Origin of the sequence: Jiangella anatolica, assembly GCF_003236295.1 — a bacterium.
GTDB classification, from domain to species: domain Bacteria; phylum Actinomycetota; class Actinomycetes; order Jiangellales; family Jiangellaceae; genus Jiangella; species Jiangella anatolica.
This window is the reverse complement of record NZ_POTW01000015.1, coordinates 49668-70113: the sequence shown is the minus strand read 5'-3', so window position 1 is coordinate 70113 and position 20446 is coordinate 49668. Positions and strand designations below refer to the sequence as shown.

Genomic DNA, 20446 nt, shown 5'->3' with positions numbered 1-20446 from the left:
ACCGCGATCACAACTCGCTTGGCACGCCCCATCTAGATCGAACTCCTAAAGTCGGCATTTGGACTGGCAAAATGTGACTGGCTGTAGTCCAATACTGTCATGACAGAAGACCAGCCAGCAACAGTGGACGAGGCGCCGCTCCCGACGCCCGTCGGGCAGCGTATCCGATCCCGCCGGTTGGAGCTCGGCCTCTCTCAGGCCGAGATCGCAGAGGGCATGCTGTCCCCCAGCTACGTCTCCCTCGTCGAGAGCGGCCGCCGTCAGCCGGCCTCCTCGGCGCTCGCTCACATCGCCGAGCGGCTGCGCATCGATGTCGAGTATCTGCGCGACGGTGTCGACGCCTCCGTGCGCACCAAGGCCCGGCTCGCCCTGGGCCGCGCCGAGATGGCGCTGCGCGAGGGTCGCGCCGACGAGGCGTACGAGCAGTTCACCGAGCTGGTCGGGGATCCCGGTCTGAACGACGAGCAGAGCCGCGCCGCCCGGCTGGGCCGGGCGCTGTCGCGCGAGCGCGTCGGCGACCTCGAGGGCGCCATCGAGATCCTCAGCGAGCTGGCCGACGAGGCGCGGCAGACGCCCGCGGTGCAGTCCTGGCTGGACGTCGCCATCGCGCTGACCCGGTGCTACGACCGGGCCGGCGACTACGACATGGCGATCCAGGTCGGCGAGGAGGCCCGGCGCGCGGCCTACGACATCGGGCTGGAGAGCACCGACGAGTACATCCGCCTCGGCTGCACGGTCCTCGGCGCCTACTCCGGCCGCGGCGACCTGGTGCGCTCGAAGGCGCTGGCGGCCGAGCTGGTGGCCGCCGCCGACCGCATCGGCACCCCGCACACCCGCGGCGCGGCGTACTGGAACGCCTCGCTGATCGCGGAGTCGCGCGGCGAGCTGGCGCTGGCGCTGAACCTGGTCGACCGCGCGCTGGCGATGTTCGGCGAGGGCGACGACCTGCGCAACCTGGCCCGGCTGCGGCTGGCGCACGCCTGGCTGCTGCTGCAGGGCAGCGAGCCGCGGCCGCAGGAGGCGCTGGCCATCCTCGACGGCGTCGAGGCGGCCATCCGCCAGCACGGCAGTGCCACCGACATCGCGAGCTTCGCCACCAAGCGGGCCGAGGCGCTGCTGCGGCTCGGCCGGCTCGACGAGGCCCGCTCGGCCGCCGAGATGGCGCTGCAGGAGCTGGGCGACCAGCCGTGGATGGGCGGGGCGCTGGCCCGGCTCACCCTCGCCCGGGTGCTGCGGGCCCAGGGCGACGTCGAGCACAGCATCCGCGAGGCCGCGCTGGCCGCGTCCGCGCTGGAGTCCATGGGCGCCTCGCGGGTCGCGGCGCTGGCCTGGCGCGAGCTGGCCGACCTCTACCGCGACCTCGGCCGCACCGACGCCGCGCTGGACGCCTACGACAACGCGCTGCGGTCGGTGCGGGTGGTCCCGCACGTCGCCGCGGGGCTGGCCGACGAGGCCGTGAGCGGCGGCCTCGACGACCGGCTGGGCTTCGCCTCCTCGACGGCGGGCTGACGCCGCCCGGCGAGCACGCACGACGCACCGATGCCCCGGCGCCACCCGGCGCCGGGGCATCGTCAGGTTCGGCGCCGGGTCAGACGACCGCCTGGTCCGCCGCGCGGTCCGCGGCCGGGTCCGCCGGCGGCGACTGCACCGACGTCCGCCGCTCGCCGTTCACCACCAGCACGACACCGCCGACCACGAGCGCGCCGCCGATCAGCACGATCGACGTGACCGGCTCGGACAGGATCGCCCAGCCGAGCAGCACGGCGACCACCGGGTTCACGTAGGCATAGGTCCCGACGAGCGACAGCGGCGCGGCCGACAGCAGGTACGCGTACGCCGTATAGCCCAGCAGCGAGCCCAGCACGACCAGGTACGCCAGCGCCAGCCAGCCCTTCGCCGGCACCGCCGCCGCGTCCAGGTCGGCCAGCTCGCCGGACGCGGCCGACACGATCAGTAGCAGCACGCCGCCGGCCAGCATCTCGTACGCCGACGCCACCAGCGCGTTGCGAGGCAGCCCGAGGCGAGGCGAGAAGTAGGACCCGAACGCCCACGAGACGGTGCCGAACAGCAGGACGCCGATGCCCCACGCCTCGACGCCCTCGATGCCGCCACGGGGCACGCAGATGACCGCGACGCCGGCCAGGCCCACCAGCACGCCGACCCAGGTGAGCCACGGCGGCCGCTGCCCACCGGCCACCTGCAGCAGCACGAACCAGAGCGAGATCGCCGCGACGACCAGGGCGGCCAGCCCGCTCGGCACCGTCTGCTCGGCGACGGCGACCATCGCGTTGCCGAGGACGAGCAGCAGCAGGCCCATGACGGCGGCGCCGCGCAGCTCGCGTGGGGTCACCCGCAGCCGATCCCGGCCGTGCCGCAGCCACAGATAGCCGAGCATCACCAGGCCGGCGATCGTGAAGCGCAGCCCCATGCCGAGGAACGGCGGGATGTCGGCCTCGACCAGCACGCGGATGGCCAGATAGGTCGAGCCCCACACGACGTAGACGACGATCAGCGCGGCCCAGATCATGGCCGGCCGCGCGGGCGCCTGAGTCATCAGCGTCTCCCTCTAACAGTGCTGTCGGCGCTCATTGTGACGGATCGCCGGCCAGGAGCGACAGCGAGTTTCGGCCATGTCGCTGCGATATCTGGACAACCTCCGAAGACCGGCAATCGCGACACTAGATGTAGGTGACTTGCATCTGTGTAACTACCAGATAGTGTGTCTTCTGCAGCTGGTTCCACCGGTCAGCCAGAGCGGTGGAGGCAACAGGGAACCCGGTGTGAGTCCGGGACTGCCCCGCAGCGGTGAACGGGAACGACCGCCGTCAACGAAGCACTGGGCCCTCCGCGAGAGGGCCTGGGAAGCGACGGCCAGTAGATGGAGACGCCACCGGCCAGGTGGCCTCCGTGCCCGTGAGTCCGAAGACCTGCCAGCGCGCCGCACGCGCCATGCGTGCGGTGGTCCGCGGCTCCCGAGGGAGGAGCCAGGGGACGATACGGCGACGTACTCACGCGCCGGACCGGCAGCCGCCGGCCGGCGCCGGCGACGCATCTCTCCGACTCCTGCCTCAGTGCCGCGGGCCGAGCCAGCCGAGCTCGCGAGGAGAGAGCATGAGCGTCAACGTCGTGAAGCGCGACGGGTCGGTGGAGCCCTATGACGGCTACAAGATCGCCCGCGCCATCGAGGCCGCCAGCGTCGGCCTGGACAACCAGGTCGCGCGGGTCACCCAGCTGCAGTCCGAACTCGAGATCACCCTGTTCGACGGCATCACCAGCCAGCAGCTGGACGAGGCCGTCGTCCAGGTCGCGCTGCAGAACGTGCGCGACGACCCGGCCTTCGACACCGTGGCGGCCCGGGTGCTGCTGAAGACGGTCTACAAGCGCGTCCTGGGCGACTACGAGTCCCCGGACCAGCTCGCCGAGCTGCACCGGCAGAGGTTCCCCGGCTACGTGGCGGAGGGCGTGGCCGCCGGACTCCTCGACGCACGGCTCGCGACCCACTTCGACCTGGACCGGCTGGCCGCCGCGCTCGACCCGTCGCGCGACGACCTGCTGCGCTACATCGGCGCGGTCACCATGAGCAACCGCTACATGATCAACGACCGCGACGGCCACCGGCTGGAGGTGCCGCAGTTCTTCTGGATGCGCGTCTCGATGGGGCTGTCGCTGAACGAGGCCGACCCGACCGGCGCGGCCGTCGAGTTCTACCGCAAGATGTCCCGGCTGGACTACCTGGCGGCCGGGTCGACGCTGGTCAACGCCGGTACGGCGTACTCGCAGCTGTCCAACTGCTTCGTCATGGAGATGCAGGACGACATCGAGCACATCGCGAAGAGCGTGCGCGACGTCATGTGGCTGACGAAGGGCACCGGCGGCATCGGGCTGTCGGTGACGAAGCTGCGCGCCGAGGGCTCGCCGATCCGTAGCAACAACACCGTCTCCACCGGCCCGATCCCGTTCATGCACACGATCGACTCCACGCTGCGGGCGGTGTCGCGCGGCGGCAAGAAGTTCGGCGCGCTGGCGTTCTACATCGAGAACTGGCACCTCGACTTCGCCCAGTTCCTCGACCTCAAGCAGAACGCCGGCGACCCGTACCGGCGGCTACGCACCGCGAACACCGCGGTCTGGATCTCCGACGAGTTCATGACCCGGGTCGCGAACGACGACGACTGGTACCTGTTCGACCCGCTCGAGGTGGCCGACCTGCCGGAGCTGTACGGCGCCGCGTTCAGCAAGCGGTACGCCGAGTACGTCGCCGCCGCCGAGGCCGGTGAGTTGCGCACGTTCACCAAGCTCAAGGCGCGCGAGCAGTACCGGGCGATCCTGGTGACCCTGCAGACCACGTCGCACCCGTGGCTGACCTGGAAGGACACCGTCAACACCCGGGCGCTCAACGACAACACCGGGACCATCCACCTGTCCAACCTGTGCACCGAGATCACGCTGCCGCAGGACCGTGACAACATCGCCGTCTGCAACCTGGCCTCGATCAACCTGTCCACGCACCTCGTCGACGGCCGGATGGACTGGGACCGGCTGCGCGAGAGCGCCCGGCTGGCCGTCCGTCAGCTCGACAACCTCATCGACATCACCATCTCGTCGGTGCCCGAGTCCGAGCGCTCCAACGAGCTCAACCGAGCCGTCGGCCTGGGCGTCATGGGCTTCACCGACGTCGTCGAGCGGCTGGGCCGGTCGTACGAGAGCGAGCAGGCCTACGACCTGATCGACCAGGTCATGGAGTTCATCAGCTACCACGCCATCGACGAGAGCGCGGACCTCGCCCGGGAGCGCGGCGCGTACCCGAACTTCGACGGCTCGGGCTGGAGCCGCGGCCTGGTGCCGATCGACACACTGGAGCGGGCCGAGCGGGAGCGCGGCGTGCCGATCACCGTCTCGCGGGCCAGCCGGCTGGACTGGGACGTGCTGCGCGAGAAGGTGCGCGGCGGCATGCGCAACGCGACGTTGATGGCGATCGCGCCGACGGCGTCCATCGGCCTGGTCGCCGGCACCACGCCGGGCCTGGACCCGCAGTTCTCCCAGTTGTTCAGCCGGGCCACCAGCTCGGGCAAGTTCCTCGAGGTCAACCGCAACCTGGTGGCCGACCTCAAGGAGCGCGGGCTGTGGGAGCAGGTGCGCGAGGACCTGCTGAGGGCGCAGGGCGACGTGTCCGCGCTGGACGCCGTCCCGGCCGACCTCAAGGCGATCTACCAGACCTCGTTCCAGCTCTCGCCGTACGCGTTCATCGAGGTCGCGGCCCGGGCGCAGAAGTGGATCGACCAGGCCATCAGCCGGAACATGTACCTCGAGACGCGCGACGTCGGCGACATGGCCGAGATCTACGCCGCGGCCTGGGCGAAAGGCGTCAAGACCACCTACTACCTGCACGTCAAGCCGCGGCACACCGCCGAGCAGAGCACCGTCCGCGTCAACAAGGCCGAATCGCTGAGCGGCGCCGGATCCACGCCGAGCGGTCAGCGACGCGGGTTCGGTGCGGCCCGGACCGCGGTGCGCCCGGCGCCGGCCGAGCCGCTGCCCGTCGAACCGCTGCCCGTCCTGACCGAGCCGGAGGCGGACGCGTGCCCGATCGATCCGCAGGAACGCCTGCAGTGCGAGTCCTGCCAGTGAAGGGGAACCGACGATGAGCATTCTCGGCACCGGCATCCAGGAGGGCCTGCTGCTCAAGCCGGTCCGCTACCCCTGGGCCTACGAGCTGTACAACCAGGCCGTCGCGAACACGTGGTTCCCGCACGAGGTCCAGCTCGGCGAGGACATGGCCGACTTCAAGAAGATGTCCGACGAGGAGCGGCACGCGCTGACGTTCCTGATGAGCTACTTCAACCCCAACGAGCTCCTGGTGAACAAGGCGCTGGCGTTCGGCGTCTACCCCTACCTGAGCGCGGCCGAGGCGCACCTGTACCTCGCCAAGCAGATGTGGGAGGAGGCCAACCACGTGATGGCCTTCGAGTACGTGCTCGAGACGTTCCCCATCGACCGCGAGCAGGCCTACGCCGCGCACGTCAGCATCCCGTCGATGGTGGCGAAGGAGGAGTTCGAGGTCCGCTACATCAGGCGGATGACCGAGCAGACGCTCGACATCACCACTGTCGAGGGCAAGCAGGACTTCATCCGGAACCTCGTCGCCTACAACATCGTGCTGGAGGGCATCTGGTTCTACAGCGGGTTCATGGTCGCGCTGAGCTTCCGGCAGCGGAACCTGCTGCGCAACTTCGCCTCGCTGATCGACTGGATCGTGCGCGACGAGAGCCTGCACCTGAAGTTCGGCATCAACCTCGTCCTCACCGTGCTGGACGAGAACCCGGAACTGCAGACGCCGGAGTTCGCCGCCGAGATCGAGCAGATGATCATCGACGGCGTCGCGATGGAGGAGCAGTACAACCGCGACCTGCTGCCGACCGGCATCCTGGGGATGAACGCCGACTACATCAACCAGTACGTCAAGTACCTGGCCGACCGGCGGCTGGAGGAGCTGGGGTTCGAGCCGCACTACAAGGTCGCCAATCCCGCGAAGTGGATGGCGACTGCCAATGACACGCTGCAACTGGTGAACTTCTTCGAGTCCATCAACACCAGCTACGAGGTCGACGCCCGAGCCGGCGGAGGATAGGAAAGCCTCATGTACGTACGGGTGCGGCGGCGCCGCCCGGATCGACTGGACGGGACGCCGACCCGGCTGCCCGGCGCGGGGCTGGGCCTGCTCGGTCCCGCGTTCGTGGCGGCCATCGCCTACGTCGACCCGGGCAACGTCGCCACGAACATCTCGGCCGGCTCCAGCTACGGCTACCTGCTCGTGTGGGTGCTGGTCACGGCGACGGCGATGGCCGGGCTGGTGCAGTACCTGTCCGCGAAGCTCGGTGTCGTCACCGGGTCGTCGCTGCCTGAGGTGCTGCGCGACCGGCTGTCGCGCGGGGGCCGGCTGGCCTACTGGCTGCAGGCCGAGGTGGTCGCGATGGCCACCGACATCGCCGAGGTGGTCGGCGGCGCGATCGCGCTGAACCTGCTGTTCGGGCTGCCGCTGTGGCTCGGCGGCGTGATCACCGGCATCGCGTCGATGGCGCTGCTGACGGTGCAGAACGGCCGTGGCCAGCGCGCCTTCGAGCGGGTCGTGACGACGGCGCTGCTGGTCATCGCGGCCGGGTTCGTGGCCGGGCTGTTCGTCCAGCCGCCGTCGCCGTCGGGCATCGTCGGCGGGCTGGCGCCGCGGTTCGACGGCACCGAGACGGTGCTGCTGGCGGCCGGCATGTTCGGCGCGACCGTCATGCCGCACGTCGTCTACCTGCACTCGGCGCTGGCCCGCGACCGGTTCGGCGTCAGCCCGGAGCCGGGGCTGGTCGGCCGGCTGCTGTCGGCCACCCGCCTGGACGTCGGCCTCGCCATGGTGGTGGCCGGCAGCGTGAACATCGCGCTGCTGCTGGTCGCGGCCGCGTCGCTGCGTGGCGTCGACGGCACCGACACGATCGCCGGCGCCCACGCGGCGGTCGAGTCCGGGCTGGGCATGGCGATCGGCGCGCTGTTCGCCGTCGGGCTGCTGGTCTCCGGCCTGGCCTCGACGTCGGTGGGCTGCTACGCCGGCGCGGTGATCATGGAAGGGCTGCTGCTGCGCCGGATCCCGCTGCTGCTCCGGCGGCTGGTCACGCTGGTGCCGGCGGTGCTGATCCTGACGACGGGCGCGGAGCCGACGTGGCTGCTGGTGCTCTCGCAGGTGGTGCTGTCCTTCGGCATCCCGTTCGCGATCATCCCGCTGGTCGCCGTCACGGCGAAGTCGTCGGTGATGGGTCGCTGGGCCAACTCGCGGCTGACGACCGTCCTCGCGGCCGGGGTCGCCGTCGTCGTGGTCAGCCTGAACGTCGCGCTGCTGACCCTGACGATCCTCGGCTAGGGCTCAGGTCACCCGGATCCGGGCGAGCTGGCGCGACTGCGCGACGAGGGCGCCGTCGGCGTCGTAGACCTCGGCCTCCTCGTCGAACCAGCCGTCGCGGACCAGCCGGCCGCGCAGGTGCACCGTCAGCCAGCCCGGCGCCGGCAGGCTGCGGGTGAGCAGCGACAGCTGGACGGTGGGCGCCCAGCCCAGGCGGCCCAGGCCGAACACCGTCGGCGGCAGCGAGTCGACCGCCAGGGCCAGCACCACTGGGTCGGGCTGGCTGCCGTCGGCCAGCCGGACGTGCCCGCGCATGGACAACTGCCCGGCCGGGCGGCCGGAGAACCAGCCCAGCGTCTGCGGGTCAAGCCGCAGGTCGACGTGTTCGAGCAGGCCGACGTGCGTGCCGTCGGGCAGGTCGACGACCGCCGGGATGCACTCGTCGACCGGCGCCACGGGTTCCGGCGGCGGGCCGACCCACTCGACCGGCGACGTGCGCGACAGCGTGCTGGTGGTGACCGTGGCCTCGACCCGCGGCTCGTCGTCCTGGATCAGGGTGGCCCGAAGCGTCTCGATGGTCCGGCCGGTCCGCACGACGTCGACGTGCACCCGGGCCGGCCCGCCGGTCGGCGGGGCGACGAAGTGCGCGTTGGTGCTCACCGGATGCGGATGGGTGGACTCGGCGAGGACGGCGCGCAGCACCAGCGCCAGCAGGTAGCCGCCGTTGGGCACACCGCCGATCGACCAGGTCCCGTCGATGTCGACGTCGTGCCGCCCGGGCGACACCTGGCGCGTGGCCGACGCTTCGTCGAAGTCAGGCACGGATCAAGACCCTATGCGACTCCGCGCGGCGCCGACAGGGCCAGTTGTGGGCCGCCGGAGTTGTCCCTGTTGAGGCGGGTCTCTTTCGATTCGCGCTGATATCCGATAGCCTGCGGCGGTTTTCGGGGGAGTGTACATATCCGCAAAGGAGATCTCTTGTCCACCCATCTCCGCCGGCGCATCGTCAGCGCCGGCGTCACGGCCGCGCTCGGCGCGGCCGTTCTGCTTCCCGGGTCCGCGACCGCAGCCGACGTCGATACAGCTGACGCCGAGGCGAAGGCCGGCCTGCACCCTGAAGGCAACGTTCCCGGCTATGCCGTGAACCTGTCCAGCGGCAATGCCAGCACCGTGCTCATCGGGCTGATCGCCGACGACGAAGCCGAACTGAAGACCTACTGCGTCGAGCTGACCGTCGGCATCGACGGCGACGCCGAGATGATCGAGGTCCCGTGGGACGAGTACCCGGTGGCCGACGCCCCGTTCGCGACGAACGCCGAGTTCATCCTGTGGGTGCTGCAGCACTCGTACCCGGTGCTCTCGACCGGCGAGATCGAGGCCGAGCTCGGTGACGTCGCCTTCAACGGCGGCCTCGACGAGCGGGAGGCCATCACCGCGACCCAGCTCGCCGTCTGGTTCTACAGCGACGAGGCCGAGCCGAACCTCGACGACATCACCCAGGAGGGCGACGACGTCGACGAGGACGTCCTGGCGCTGTTCCAGTACCTCACCGGCGAGGACAACGTGGGCATCGGCGAGCAGCCGACGCCGGCGCTGCTGCTGGAGCCGTCGTCCGTCTCCGGCGAGGCCGGCACCGTCCTCGGGCCGTTCACCGTCAGCACCAACGCCGAGACCGCCGACGTCAGCGCGGACCTGCCCGAGGGCGTCACGCTGGTCGACGGCGAGGGCGCCCCGCTGGGCGACCAGGTGGGCGACGGCGACACGATCGGCGTCGACGTCCCGGCCGACGCGGCCGCTGGCGACGGCACCGTGACGCTGAACGCCGAGGCGAACCTGAACGTCGGCCGGCTGTTCGTCAGCGACACCGACGAGCTGCGCAGCCAGTCGCTGATCCTCGCCCAGTCGGAGAAGACCCAGCTCACGGTCGAGGGCACGGTCGACTGGACGGCCGCGCCGGAGGAGACGCCGACGCCCACGCCGACGCCGACCCCGTCGGACACCCCGTCCGAGACGCCGAGCGAGACCCCGTCCGAGACGCCCACGCCGACGCCGAGCGACACGCCGGACGAGGACCTGCCCGACACCGGCGCCTCGCCCACGCTGCTGCTGACCATCGGCCTCGGCCTGGTCACCGCGGCCGCGTTCCTGCTCCGCCGCCGCTTCACCGGGGCCGCTGAGTAGCACCAGCACCACCACGAGTCGTCTGTCGTCCGCATTACTCGGACGACAGACGACTTGTGCGTTCAGTGACGGGTCCGGGCGACGAAGTTTGTCGGGAACGACGAGCCTCCGCGGCCACCCCAGCGGGCAGGCTGACATCAGGTGCTGCAGGATGGAGCCCCACCTGCCGCCTCGGTGCACCCGTCCGACCCCGGATCTGGGTACCGTGGCGGTAGCGAGGTCGTGACTCCGGTCACGGTCATGCACCGCGGCGAGGGCGGGGACCCACCCGTAGTCCCCCCACGCCGACGGTGGTCACGAGGAGCAGGCTCCCGCGGCAATCCTGCGGAGCCCACGACGTGAAGGAGACACATGACTGTCGAGACGGCGGCCGGGGCGAGTCAGCCCGAACCCGAGCTCGTCCAGCTGCTCACCCCCGAGGGTCAGCGGGTTCCGCACGATCATTACGACGCTCTGATCGCCGACATCACCGGCGACGACGTCCGGTCCCTGTACCGCGACCTGGTGCTCGGCCGCCGCGTCGACGGCGAGGCCGTCGCGCTGCAGCGGCAGGGCGAGCTGGGCCTGTGGGCCAGCCTGCTGGGCCAGGAGGCCGCCCAGGTCGGCTCCGCCCGCGCGCTGCGCGCCCAGGACCACATCTTCCCGACCTACCGCGAGCACGCGGTCGCGCTGTGCCGCGGCGTCGACCCGGTCCGGCTGCTGGCGCTGTTCCGCGGCGTCGACCAGGGCAGCTGGGACCCGGTCGAGACGAACTTCCACCTGTACACGATCGTCATCGGCGCGCAGACGCTGCACGCCACCGGCTACGCCATGGGCGTCCAGCGCGACGGCGCCATCGGCACCGGCGACCCGGACCGCGACGCCGCCGTCATCGCCTACTTCGGCGACGGCGCCACCAGCCAGGGCGACGTCAACGAGGCGTTCATCTGGGCCAGCGTCGTCAACGCGCCGGTGGTGTTCTTCTGCCAGAACAACCAGTGGGCCATCTCCGAGCCGCTGGAGCGGCAGACCCGGGTGCCGCTGTACCGCCGCGCCGCCGGGTTCGGCTTCCCCGGCGTCCGCGTCGACGGCAACGACGTGCTCGCCTGCCTGGCCGTCACCCGCGAGGCGCTGCAGCGGGCCCGCGACGGCGAGGGCCCGACGCTGGTCGAGGCGTTCACCTACCGCATGGGCGCGCACACCACCACCGACGACCCGACCCGGTACCGCCTCAACGCCGAGCTGGAGCACTGGAAGCTGAAGGACCCGATCGAGCGGGTCAAGGCGTACATGGTCCGCGGCGACCTCGCCGACCAGGACTTCTTCGACGCCGTCGAGGAGGAGGCCGAGGAGCTGGCCGTGCACCTGCGGGCGGCCTGCCGGGCGCTGCCCGACCCCACGCCGACGTCGATCTTCGACCACGTCTACGTCGAGCCGACGCCGGACCTCCTCGCCCAGCGTGAGGCGATGACGACCTATCTGGACAGCCTCGCCGAGGAGGAGGTGGCCCGATGACCTCGCTGAACATCATCAAGGCGATCAACATCGGGCTGCGCCGGTCGCTGGAGCGTGACGACAAGGTCCTGATCATGGGCGAGGACGTCGGCAAGCTCGGCGGCGTCTTCCGGGTCACCGACGGTCTGCAGAAGGACTTCGGCGAGGACCGCGTCATCGACACCCCGCTGGCCGAGTCGGGCATCATCGGCACCGCCGTCGGCCTGGCGCTGCGCGGCTACCGGCCGGTCTGCGAGATCCAGTTCGACGGGTTCGTGTTCCCCGGCTACGACCAGATCGTCAGCCAGGTCGCGAAGATGCACTTCCGCTCCGGCGGCCGGCTGCGGCTGCCGATCGTCATCCGCATCCCGTACGGCGGCCGGATCGGCGCCGTCGAGCACCACAGCGAGAGCCCCGAGGCGTACTTCGCGCACACCCCCGGCCTCAAGGTCGTCACCTGCTCCAACCCCCTGGACGCGTACTGGATGATCCAGCAGGCCATCGAGCTGGACGACCCGGTGGTGTTCTTCGAGCCCAAGGGCCGCTACTACACGAAGGGCGAGGTCGACGTGGACGGCGAGCCGGAGCTGCCGCTGGAGTCGGCACGGGTCGCGCTGCCCGGCGCCGACGCCACGGTGGTGGCGTACGGCCCGTCGGTGAAGACCTGCCTCGACGCCGCCGCGGCCGCCGCCGACGACGGCCGGTCGCTGGAGGTCATCGACCTGCGCTCGCTCTCGCCGCTGGACCTGCGCGCGGTGTACGACTCGGTCCGGCGCACCGGCCGGCTGGTCGTGGTGCACGAGGCGCAGCGCTCGCTCGGCATCGGCGCCGAGGTGGCCGCCCGGGTCACCGAGGAGTGCTTCTACTCGCTGGAGGCGCCGGTCCAGCGGGTCACCGGCTATGACACGCCGTATCCGCCGGCCCGGGTCGAGGAGGAGTTCCTGCCCGACCTGGACCGCGTGCTCGACGCCGTCGACCGCACGTTCGCCTACTGAGGAGGGTCTGCATGAGCGTGTCGCAGTTCAACCTCCCCGACGTCGGCGAAGGGCTGACCGAGGCGGAGATCGTGTCCTGGAAGGTCAAGCCAGGCGACGCGGTGAAGGTCAACGACGTCATCGTCGAGATCGAGACGGCCAAGTCGCTGGTCGAGCTGCCCTGCCCGTTCGCCGGCGTGGTCGAGACGCTGCTGGTCGACGAGGGCCAGACGGTCGACGTCGGCACCCCGATCATCGCCGTCCGGACCGGCGCCGACCCCGCGACAGAGGTCGGGGGGCCGGCGGAGGACATGGTGCCGGTGCCGCCCGCGCCGGAGCCCGCGGAGGAGCGGCAGGCCGTCCTCGTCGGGTATGGACCACGGACGACGGCGGCGAAGCGGCGGGCCCGCAAGGCGGCGGCGCCCGCGGCTGCTCCCGCTGCGGCTCCGGTCGAGCCGCAGCCGGTGGCCGAGCCCGTCGAGCCGGAGCCCGTCGCTCGCGTGTCGGTGCTGGCCAAGCCGCCGGTGCGCAAGCTCGCCAAGGACCTCGGCGTCGACCTCGCCACGGTCACCGCCACCGGCCCGAACGGCACCATCTCCCGCGACGACGTCCAGGCCGCGGCGGCGACGCCCGCGCCGGCCGCGGCTCCCGTCGTCGCACCGTCCGGCGCCGGCTGGGGCGGGCTGCCGCGGCAGGAGCGCGTCGCGATCCGGTCCGTGCGCAAGGCGACCGCGAAGGCCGTCACCGCCTCGGCGTTCACCGCGCCGCACGTCACCGAGTTCGTCACCGTCGACGTGACCCGCACGATGAAGCTGGTCGAGCGGCTGCGCGACGCCCGCGAGTTCCGCGACGTGAAGCTGTCGCCGCTGGCGGTGCTGGCCAAGGCGGTCTGCATCGCGGCCCGCCGCACGCCCGATGTCAACGCCCGCTGGGACGAGGCGGCCGGCGAGATCGTCCTGCAGCGCTACGTGAACCTCGGTATCGCCGCGGCCACCCCGCGCGGGCTGGTCGTGCCGAACGTCAAGGACGCCGACCAGCTGTCGCTGCGCGAGCTCGCCGTGGCGATCAACCAGCTGGCCGCCACGGCCCGCGAGGGCAAGACGCCGCCCGAGGACATGCTCGGCGGCACCATCTCCATCACCAACGTCGGCGTTTTCGGCGTCGACACCGGCACGCCGATCCTCCCGCCCGGCGAGGCGGCGATCGTCGCGTTCGGCGCGGTGCGCAAGCAGCCGTGGGTGCACAAGGACGAGGTCAAGCCGCGCTGGGTCACCACGCTGGCGCTGTCGTTCGACCACCGCCTGGTCGACGGCGAGCAGGGGTCGCGGTTCCTCGCCGACCTCGCGGCGCTGCTGCAGGACCCGGCCAACGCCCTCGTCTGGGGCTGACCGCCTAGGGGCGGGCCAGGAGGACGGCGATCCCCTGGCCCACCCCGATGCACATCGTCGCCAGCGCGTGCCGCGTGCCGCGCCGCTGCAGCTCCAGCGCGGCGGACAGCGCCAAGCGGGCGCCGCTCATGCCGAGCGGGTGGCCGAGCGCGATCGCGCCGCCGTTGGGGTTGACGTGCTCGGCGTCGTCGGGCAGCCCGAGCAGCCGCAGGCAGGCCAGCGCCTGGGCCGCGAACGCCTCGTTCAGCTCGACGTTCCCGATGTCAGCGAGCTCGACCCCGGCCCGGGTGAGCAGCTTGTGCGTCGCCGGGACCGGCCCGAGCCCCATGACCCGCGGCTCCACCCCGGCGGTCGCGGCCCCGGCGATGCGGGCCAGCGGCTCGACGCCGTAGCGCTCGGCCGCCGAAGCGCTCATGACCAGCGCGGCGGCGGCGCCGTCGTTGACGCCGGACGCGTTGCCCGCGGTGACGGTGCCGTCCGGCCGCACCACCGGCCGCAGCTTGGCCAGGGCCTCCAGCGAGGTCTCGCGCGGGTGCTCGTCGGCGTCGACGACGTCTGGCTCGCCGCGCCGCCGCGGCACGGTCACGGGGACGATCTCCGCCGCCAGCTCCTTGCGCCGGGCGGCCGCGCGCTGCTGGCTGCGCAGCGCGAACGCGTCCTGGTCGGCGCGGGAGACGCCCTGCTCGGCGGCGACGTTCTCCGCCGTCTCCGGCATCGAGTCGGTGCCGTACACGGCCTCGAGCGCCGCGTTGACGAACCGCCAGCCGATGGTCGTGTCGTAGATCTCCGCAGCGCCGCGGTCGAACGCGGACTGCGCCTTCGGCAGCACGAACGGCGCCCGCGACATCGACTCCACGCCGCCGGCCACGACGACGTCCGCCTCGCCGGTGCGCACCATCCTGGCCGCGTAGGCGACGGCGTCGAGGCCGGACCCGCACAGCCGGTTCACCGTCACGCCCGGCACCGAGACCGGGTAGCCCGCCAGCAGCACCGCCATCCGGGCGACGTCGCGGTTGTCCTCGCCGGCCTGGTTGGCGCAGCCCAGCACGACCTCGTCGACGGCGTCGGCCGGCACCTCGGGATGCCGGGCCAGCAGCTCGCGCAGCACGTGCGCCGCCAGGTCGTCGGGCCGCACGGACGACAGCGCGCCCCCGTAGCGCCCGATCGGCGTGCGCACCCCGTCGGCCAGGAACGCCTCCGTCATGGCTCCTCCTCGTCGGCCACCAGCGTGCCGGGGATCTCCCGCGACCGGCCGCGGAACTCCCCGATCGCGACGTCGTCGCGGTACACGGTGACGTCGCAGATCCCGGTCCGGCCGGAGCGGTGGCGCTCGTGGGCGACGGCGCGGAGCAGGTCGCCCTCGTGTGCGGGCGCCAGGAACGTGATGTCCGCGCCGAACGCGACCGTGCGGCGGTTGTGGGTGTTGCACGCGACGGCGAACGCGCTGTCGGCCAGCGTGAACACCAGGCCGCCGTGGCAGATGCCGTGGCCGTTCACCATGTCCGGCCGGACCCGCATCGTCACGACGGCGTGCCCGGCGCTGACCTGCTCGACAGTCATCCCGAGGGCCTGTGACGCGGCGTCGTCGGCCCACATCGCGTCGGCGGCGCGCCGCGCCAGCTCGTCGCGCTCGACCACCTCGGCGTCGTCGCGCCACCCGTCGGCCTCGCGGGCGCGTCGGCGCAGTTCGGGCGAGACCCGGTAGCGGCCCGGGTCCTCGGTGGCGGCCAGCGCGTCCAGCACTCCGGCGACCCAGTTCCAGCCCAGCGCCGCGCCCCACTCGTACGGGCCGCGCGGGTAGTTCACGCCGAGGCGCATCGCGGTGTCGACGTCCTCGGCCGTCGCGACGCCGGAGTCGACGGCGTCGGCGGCCGCGGCGGCCAGCGTCGCCACCGTCCGGGCCACCACCAGGCCGGGCAGGTCCGGCAGCACCGTCACCTCCAGGCCGAGCCCTTGCAGGAACCCGACCGCCGCCTCGACGTGCTCCTTCGGCGCGTGCTCCGGCGCCGCGATGCCGACGCGGGCCGGCGACCGGTCCAGCGTCACGTCGACCAGCACGACGGTGCGCGGCCCGCCGCCGGTGCGCTGCGCCGCGGTCCGCCCGTCGGTGAGCCGCAGCTCGACGTCGTCGCCGCTCATGGTCCAGCCGGGGACGGACGGATCGAACCCGCCGGCGCCGGTCCAGATCGCCACCGTGCCGCTGACCGGCTCCGCCGTCGACGGCGCCGGACGCGGCTCGTCGTCGGCGTAGACGCCGCGGCCGGTCTTGCGGCCCAGGCGCCCGTCGGCGACCAGCCGCTCCTGCAGCACCGACGGGGTGAACCGCGGGTCGCGGCCGAACGCCTCCCACACCGACCGGCTGACCGCCAGGTTGACGTCGTGGCCGATGAGGTCGGCCAGTTCGAACGGGCCCATCCGGAAGCCGCCGGACTCGCGCAGCAGCGCGTCGATCGTCGCCGCGTCGACCCGGCCGGACTCCAGCAGCCGGAACGCCTCGCCGTAGTACGGCCGGGCCACCCGGTTCACGATGAAGCCCGGCGTCGACGCCGCCCGCACGGGTGTCTTGCCCCAGGCCGCCGCCGTCGCCACCAGCAGGTCCGCGACGCCGGGGTCCGTGCGGGCGCCGCTGACGACCTCGACCAGCGGCAGCAGGGGCGCGGGGTTGAAGAAGTGCAGCCCGGCCACCCGGCCGGGTTGCGCGAGCGACTCGGCGATCGCGTCGACCGACAGCGACGACGTGTTCGTCGCCAGCACGGCGTCCGGCCCGCAGACCGCCTCCAGCCCGGTGAACAGCGCCCGCTTGACCTCCAGGTCCTCGGCCACCGCCTCGATCACCAGCCCGCAGCCGGCCAGGTCCTCCAGCGGCCCGGCCGGGCGCAGCCGGGTGGCGGCGTCCTCGGCCTCATCGGCCAGCATCGTGCCCTTGTCGACCAGCCGGGCCAGCCGCTGGAAGATCGCCTCGACGGCGGCCGCCGCGGCGCCCTCGGCCGCGTCGTGGATCCGGACCTCGTGCCCGGCGGCCGCGGCGACCTGGGCGATGCCGGCCCCCATCGTCCCGGCGCCGACGATGCCGACGGGCACCGAGCGTGCGATCGCGTCCATGGTCCGAGTGTCTCCCCTCATGGACGGGCAGCGGGTCGATGTGACAGAGTTGGGGCAACTGCGCGCTAGTCTGTCACACGCTGTGGAGGTCCCGCGATGTCGCTGGGCAGTCTGATCGAACGCCACCGCGACCTCCTCGGCCGGGCCGAGCAGGCCATCGCCGAGCGGACGTACTTCTCCGCCTACCCGGAGTCGCCGAGTCCGCGCGTCTACGGCGAGACAGCGGCCGCCGACGGCCAAGCCGCGCATGACGCGCACCTCGGCGCCGACTTCCCGCTCACGACGCCCGGCGCCGACGGCGTCGTCGCGAGCGAGACCAGCCCGTTCGGCCCCGAGCTCGGCGTCCGCTACCCGCGGGTCCCGGCCACCGACGAGGCTGTCGGCACGCTGCTGGCCGCGGCCCAGGCGGCCATCCCAGCCTGGCGCGACGCCGGCCCGGACGCCCGCGCCGCGGTCTGCCTGGAGGCGCTGTCCCGGCTGCACGGGCGGATCTTCGAGCTGGCCCAGGCGGTCATGCACACGTCCGGCCAGGCGTTCGTCATGGCGTTCCAGGCCGGCGGCGCGCACGCGCTGGATCGTGCGCTGGAGGCCGTCGCCTACGCGCACGCCGAGCAGGCGCGGATCCCCGCCGAGGCGCAATGGGAGAAGCCGGCCAAGGGCGAGCCGCTGCGGATGACCAAGACGTTCCATCTGGTCCCGCGCGGCGTCGCGCTGGTGATCGGCTGCAACACGTTCCCGACGTGGAACTCCTGGCCGGGCCTGTTCGCGTCGCTGGCCACCGGCAACGCCGTCGTCGTCAAGCCGCACCCGAACGCCGTCCTGCCGCTGGCCATCACCGTGCAGACGATCCGCGACGTGCTCGGCGAGTACGGCTTCGACCCCGGGCTCGTCACGCTCGCCGCCGAGGAGCCGGGCGACAGGCTGGCCGCGGTGCTCGCCGTCAGGCCCGAGGTGCGCATCGTCGACTACACCGGATCCACCGCGTTCGGGACCTGGCTGGAGGAGCACGCCCGGCAGGCCGTCGTGTTCACCGAGAAGGCCGGGCTGAACACCGTCGTCGTCGACTCCACCGACGACCTGCGCGGCCTCGTCGGCAACCTCGCGTTCTCGCTCAGCCTCTACACCGGCCAGATGTGCACCGCGCCGCAGAACGTGTTCGTGCCGCGCGACGGCGTCCTCACCGACCAGGGCAAGATCACCTTCGACGAGTTCGGCGCGGCGCTGGCGGGCGCGATCGACAAGCTGCTCGGCGACGACGCGCGCGCGGTCGAGATCCTCGGCGCCGTGGTGAACGACGGCGTTCGTGGCCGGGTCGACGCGCTGGCCGGCGACGACGGCACCGTCCTTGCCGCGCGGACGATCGTCCACCCGGCCTGGCCCGACGCCACCGTCCGCACGCCCGCCGTCGTCGCCGTCGACGTCTCCGACGAGGACCGCTACGCCGCCGAGTGCTTCGGCCCGGTCTCGTTCCTCATCGCCGCCGACTCGACCGAGCAGGCGCTGGACCGGTTCGCCTCGTCCGTCCGCGAGCACGGCGGCATGACCGCGTCGGTGTACTCCACCGACCCGGCCGTGCTCGACGCCGCCGAGGCGGCCGCGATCGAGGCCGGCGTCCCGCTGTCGATCAACCTGACCGGCAGTGTCTTCGTCAACCAGTCGGCCGCGTTCTCCGACTTCCACGGCACCGGCGCCAACCCCGCCGCCAACGCGGCGCTCACCGACGCCGCGTTCGTCGCGTCGCGCTTCCGCGTGGTCGCGTCCCGCCGGCACGCCTGACCGGCAGTGTGACACCTCACAGTCCCGGCGCGACGTGACGTAATCGTTACGGCGAAGTTGCCGTAAGCCTCTTGCATTTTTCGAGCGTAAACGTTTTCGTTCATGCACTAGGACATGCATGGAGGGAGACAGAGACATGGCGATGAGCAGCGCCCGCAAGGGGTGGGCGGCCGTCGGCCTCGCTGCGAGCGTGTCGCTCGTGCTGGCCGCGTGCGGTGGCGACGACGACGGCGGTGATGACAATGCGGGCGGCGGCGAGACCGGCGGCGGCGGTGACTGTGCGTTCGCGGAGGACTTCACCGACCTCGACGGCACCTCGGTGACCGTCTACAGCACCATCGTCGCGCCGGAGGACGCGCCGCTCGAGGCGTCGTTCGACGCGTTCGAGGAGTGCACCGGCATGACGGTGGTCTACGAGGGCTCCGACGAGTTCGAGGCGCAGCTGCCCGTGCGCGTCCAAGGCGGTTCGCCGCCCGACCTGGCGATCATCCCGCAGCCTGGCCTGCTGGCCACGCTGGTCCGCGACTTCGACGCCGTCATCCCCGTCCCCGACGAGGCACGGGCCAACGTCGAGGCGTCCTTCGACCCGGCGTGGGTCGACTACGGCACCGTCGACGGCACCTACTACGGCACGCCGTTCGGGGCGAACGTCAAGTCGTTCGTCTGGTACTCGCCGTCGGCGTTCGAGGAGGCCGGCTACGAGATCCCGGAGACGTGGGACGACCTGATCGCGCTTTCGGACCAGATCGTCGCCGACGGCGGCATGCCGTGGTGCGCCGGCTTCGGCTCCGGCGACGCCACCGGCTGGCCGGGCACCGACTGGGTCGAGGAGGTCATGCTTCGCACCGCGGGCATCGACGTCTACCGGCAGTGGTACAACCACGAGATCCCGTTCAACGACCCGCAGGTGGTCGAGGCGTTCGACACTGTGGCCCAGATCCTCAAGAACGACCAGTACGTCAACGGTGGCCTCGGTGATGTCACCAGCATCGCCACCACGCGGTTCGAGGACGGCGGCCTGCCGATCCTGGACGGCAACTGCTGGATGCACCGTCAGGCGTCGTTCTACCAGGCCAACTGGGGCGACGGCGTCGAGGTGGCCGAGGACGGCGACGTATACGCGTTCTACCTGCCGGGCATCAACCCCGAGCACGGCAACCCGGTGCTGGGCGGCGGCGAGTTCGTCGCGGCGTTCGCCGAGCGCCCGGAGGTCCAGGCGTTCCAGACCTATCTGTCCACCGACCACTGGCACGCCGAGCGCGCGAGCAAGGGCAACTTCGTGTCCGCCAACCGGACCGTGCCGGTCGACGCGTACGACAGCCCGGTCAACCAGCTGTCGGCCGAGATCATCGCGGACCCCGAGGCGGTGTTCGGGTTCGACGCGTCGGACCTGATGCCGGCCGAGGTCGGGACCGTCGCGTTCTGGACCGGGATGGTCAACTGGATCACCGGCGCCGAGACGCAGGAGACGGTCGACGCCATCGAAGACGCCTGGCCGTAAGAGGGGTGAGGCGCGGACGAGCGGGATGTTCCGCTGGCTCCGCGTTTCGTGGCGGAGAAGCATGCCACGAAACGCTCTTTAGACGCCGGCTCCACATCCCGCTCGTCCGCGCCTCGCGGGTGCCCTCGTCCCCTTGTATCCCGAGGTGGTGACACGTGGACAACTCCGAGAA

Annotated in this window: 14 protein-coding genes and 1 riboswitch; of the genes, 10 read left to right on the top strand and 4 right to left on the bottom strand. The window is 71.9% G+C overall.

Annotated features, from left to right (window positions below):
- Positions 1 to 99: 99 nt before the first annotated feature.
- A complete protein-coding gene (locus C1I92_RS08585; protein WP_111254249.1) occupies positions 100 to 1509 on the top strand; it encodes a helix-turn-helix domain-containing protein in 1410 nt (469 codons plus the stop codon).
- A 79-nt stretch (positions 1510 to 1588) separates the two neighbouring features.
- On the opposite strand, the gene C1I92_RS08580 is transcribed toward C1I92_RS08585, so the two are convergent.
- Positions 1589 to 2554: an EamA family transporter gene (locus C1I92_RS08580; protein WP_111254248.1), complete on the bottom strand. Its 966-nt coding sequence runs from the start codon at positions 2552 to 2554 to the stop codon at positions 1589 to 1591.
- Positions 2555 to 2716: 162 nt separating this feature from the next.
- A riboswitch (cobalamin riboswitch) is annotated at positions 2717 to 2949 on the top strand.
- 162 nt (positions 2950 to 3111) lie between these two features.
- Here C1I92_RS08580 and C1I92_RS08575 point away from each other — a divergent pair.
- Genes C1I92_RS08575 through C1I92_RS08565 form a run of 3 tightly spaced genes read left to right on the top strand, consistent with a single transcriptional unit; the run spans position 3112 to position 7900 of the window.
- Positions 3112 to 5628, top strand: a complete 2517-nt coding sequence (locus C1I92_RS08575; protein ID WP_111254247.1) for a ribonucleoside-diphosphate reductase subunit alpha — start codon at positions 3112 to 3114, stop codon at positions 5626 to 5628.
- A gap of 13 nt (positions 5629 to 5641) precedes the next feature.
- Positions 5642 to 6628 carry a ribonucleotide-diphosphate reductase subunit beta gene (locus C1I92_RS08570; RefSeq protein ID WP_111254246.1) on the top strand — a complete coding sequence of 329 codons (987 nt, stop codon included), beginning with the start codon at positions 5642 to 5644 and terminating at the stop codon, positions 6626 to 6628.
- Between the two features lie 9 nt (positions 6629 to 6637).
- Entirely contained in the window at positions 6638 to 7900 is a 1263-nt protein-coding gene (locus tag C1I92_RS08565; RefSeq protein WP_111254245.1) for an Nramp family divalent metal transporter, read from the top strand.
- Positions 7901 to 7903: 3 nt separating this feature from the next.
- On the opposite strand, the gene C1I92_RS08560 is transcribed toward C1I92_RS08565, so the two are convergent.
- Positions 7904 to 8701 carry a thioesterase family protein gene (locus C1I92_RS08560; RefSeq protein ID WP_111254244.1) on the bottom strand — a complete coding sequence of 266 codons (798 nt, stop codon included), beginning with the start codon at positions 8699 to 8701 and terminating at the stop codon, positions 7904 to 7906.
- 156 nt (positions 8702 to 8857) lie between these two features.
- Here C1I92_RS08560 and C1I92_RS08555 point away from each other — a divergent pair, with 156 nt between their 5' ends.
- From C1I92_RS08555 to C1I92_RS08540, 4 genes are all read left to right on the top strand, one after another.
- Positions 8858 to 10060: a thioester domain-containing protein gene (locus C1I92_RS08555; RefSeq protein WP_111254243.1), complete on the top strand. Its 1203-nt coding sequence runs from the start codon at positions 8858 to 8860 to the stop codon at positions 10058 to 10060.
- Between the two features lie 351 nt (positions 10061 to 10411).
- Entirely contained in the window at positions 10412 to 11554 is a 1143-nt protein-coding gene (gene pdhA / locus C1I92_RS08550; protein ID WP_111254242.1) for a pyruvate dehydrogenase (acetyl-transferring) E1 component subunit alpha, read from the top strand.
- Positions 11551 to 12528 (top strand): alpha-ketoacid dehydrogenase subunit beta, encoded by a 978-nt coding sequence (locus C1I92_RS08545; protein ID WP_111254241.1) that lies wholly within the window; start codon positions 11551 to 11553, stop codon positions 12526 to 12528. Before pdhA ends, C1I92_RS08545 begins: the two co-directional genes overlap by 4 nt.
- Positions 12529 to 12539: 11 nt before the next feature.
- Positions 12540 to 13895 carry a dihydrolipoamide acetyltransferase family protein gene (locus tag C1I92_RS08540; RefSeq protein ID WP_111254240.1) on the top strand — a complete coding sequence of 452 codons (1356 nt, stop codon included), beginning with the start codon at positions 12540 to 12542 and terminating at the stop codon, positions 13893 to 13895.
- Positions 13896 to 13899: 4 nt separating this feature from the next.
- Here the strand turns inward: C1I92_RS08540 and pcaF are convergent, their stop codons facing one another.
- Together pcaF and paaI are read right to left on the bottom strand one after the other, a co-directional pair.
- On the bottom strand, positions 13900 to 15099 hold the full coding sequence (pcaF, locus tag C1I92_RS08535; RefSeq protein ID WP_111254239.1) for a 3-oxoadipyl-CoA thiolase: 1200 nt from the start codon (positions 15097 to 15099) through the stop codon (positions 13900 to 13902).
- Positions 15096 to 16997 (bottom strand): hydroxyphenylacetyl-CoA thioesterase PaaI, encoded by a 1902-nt coding sequence (gene paaI, locus C1I92_RS08530; RefSeq protein WP_111254238.1) that lies wholly within the window; start codon positions 16995 to 16997, stop codon positions 15096 to 15098. Before paaI ends, pcaF begins: the two co-directional genes overlap by 4 nt.
- 96 nt (positions 16998 to 17093) lie before the next feature.
- Between paaI and paaN the strand changes: the two genes are divergently transcribed.
- Together paaN and C1I92_RS08520 are read left to right on the top strand one after the other, a co-directional pair.
- Positions 17094 to 18773 carry a phenylacetic acid degradation protein PaaN gene (gene paaN, locus C1I92_RS08525; protein ID WP_111254237.1) on the top strand — a complete coding sequence of 560 codons (1680 nt, stop codon included), beginning with the start codon at positions 17094 to 17096 and terminating at the stop codon, positions 18771 to 18773.
- Positions 18774 to 18909: 136 nt separating this feature from the next.
- Complete coding sequence (locus tag C1I92_RS08520) at positions 18910 to 20274, top strand: ABC transporter substrate-binding protein (RefSeq protein ID WP_111254236.1); 1365 nt, start codon at positions 18910 to 18912, stop codon at positions 20272 to 20274.
- Positions 20275 to 20446 lie beyond the last annotated feature (172 nt).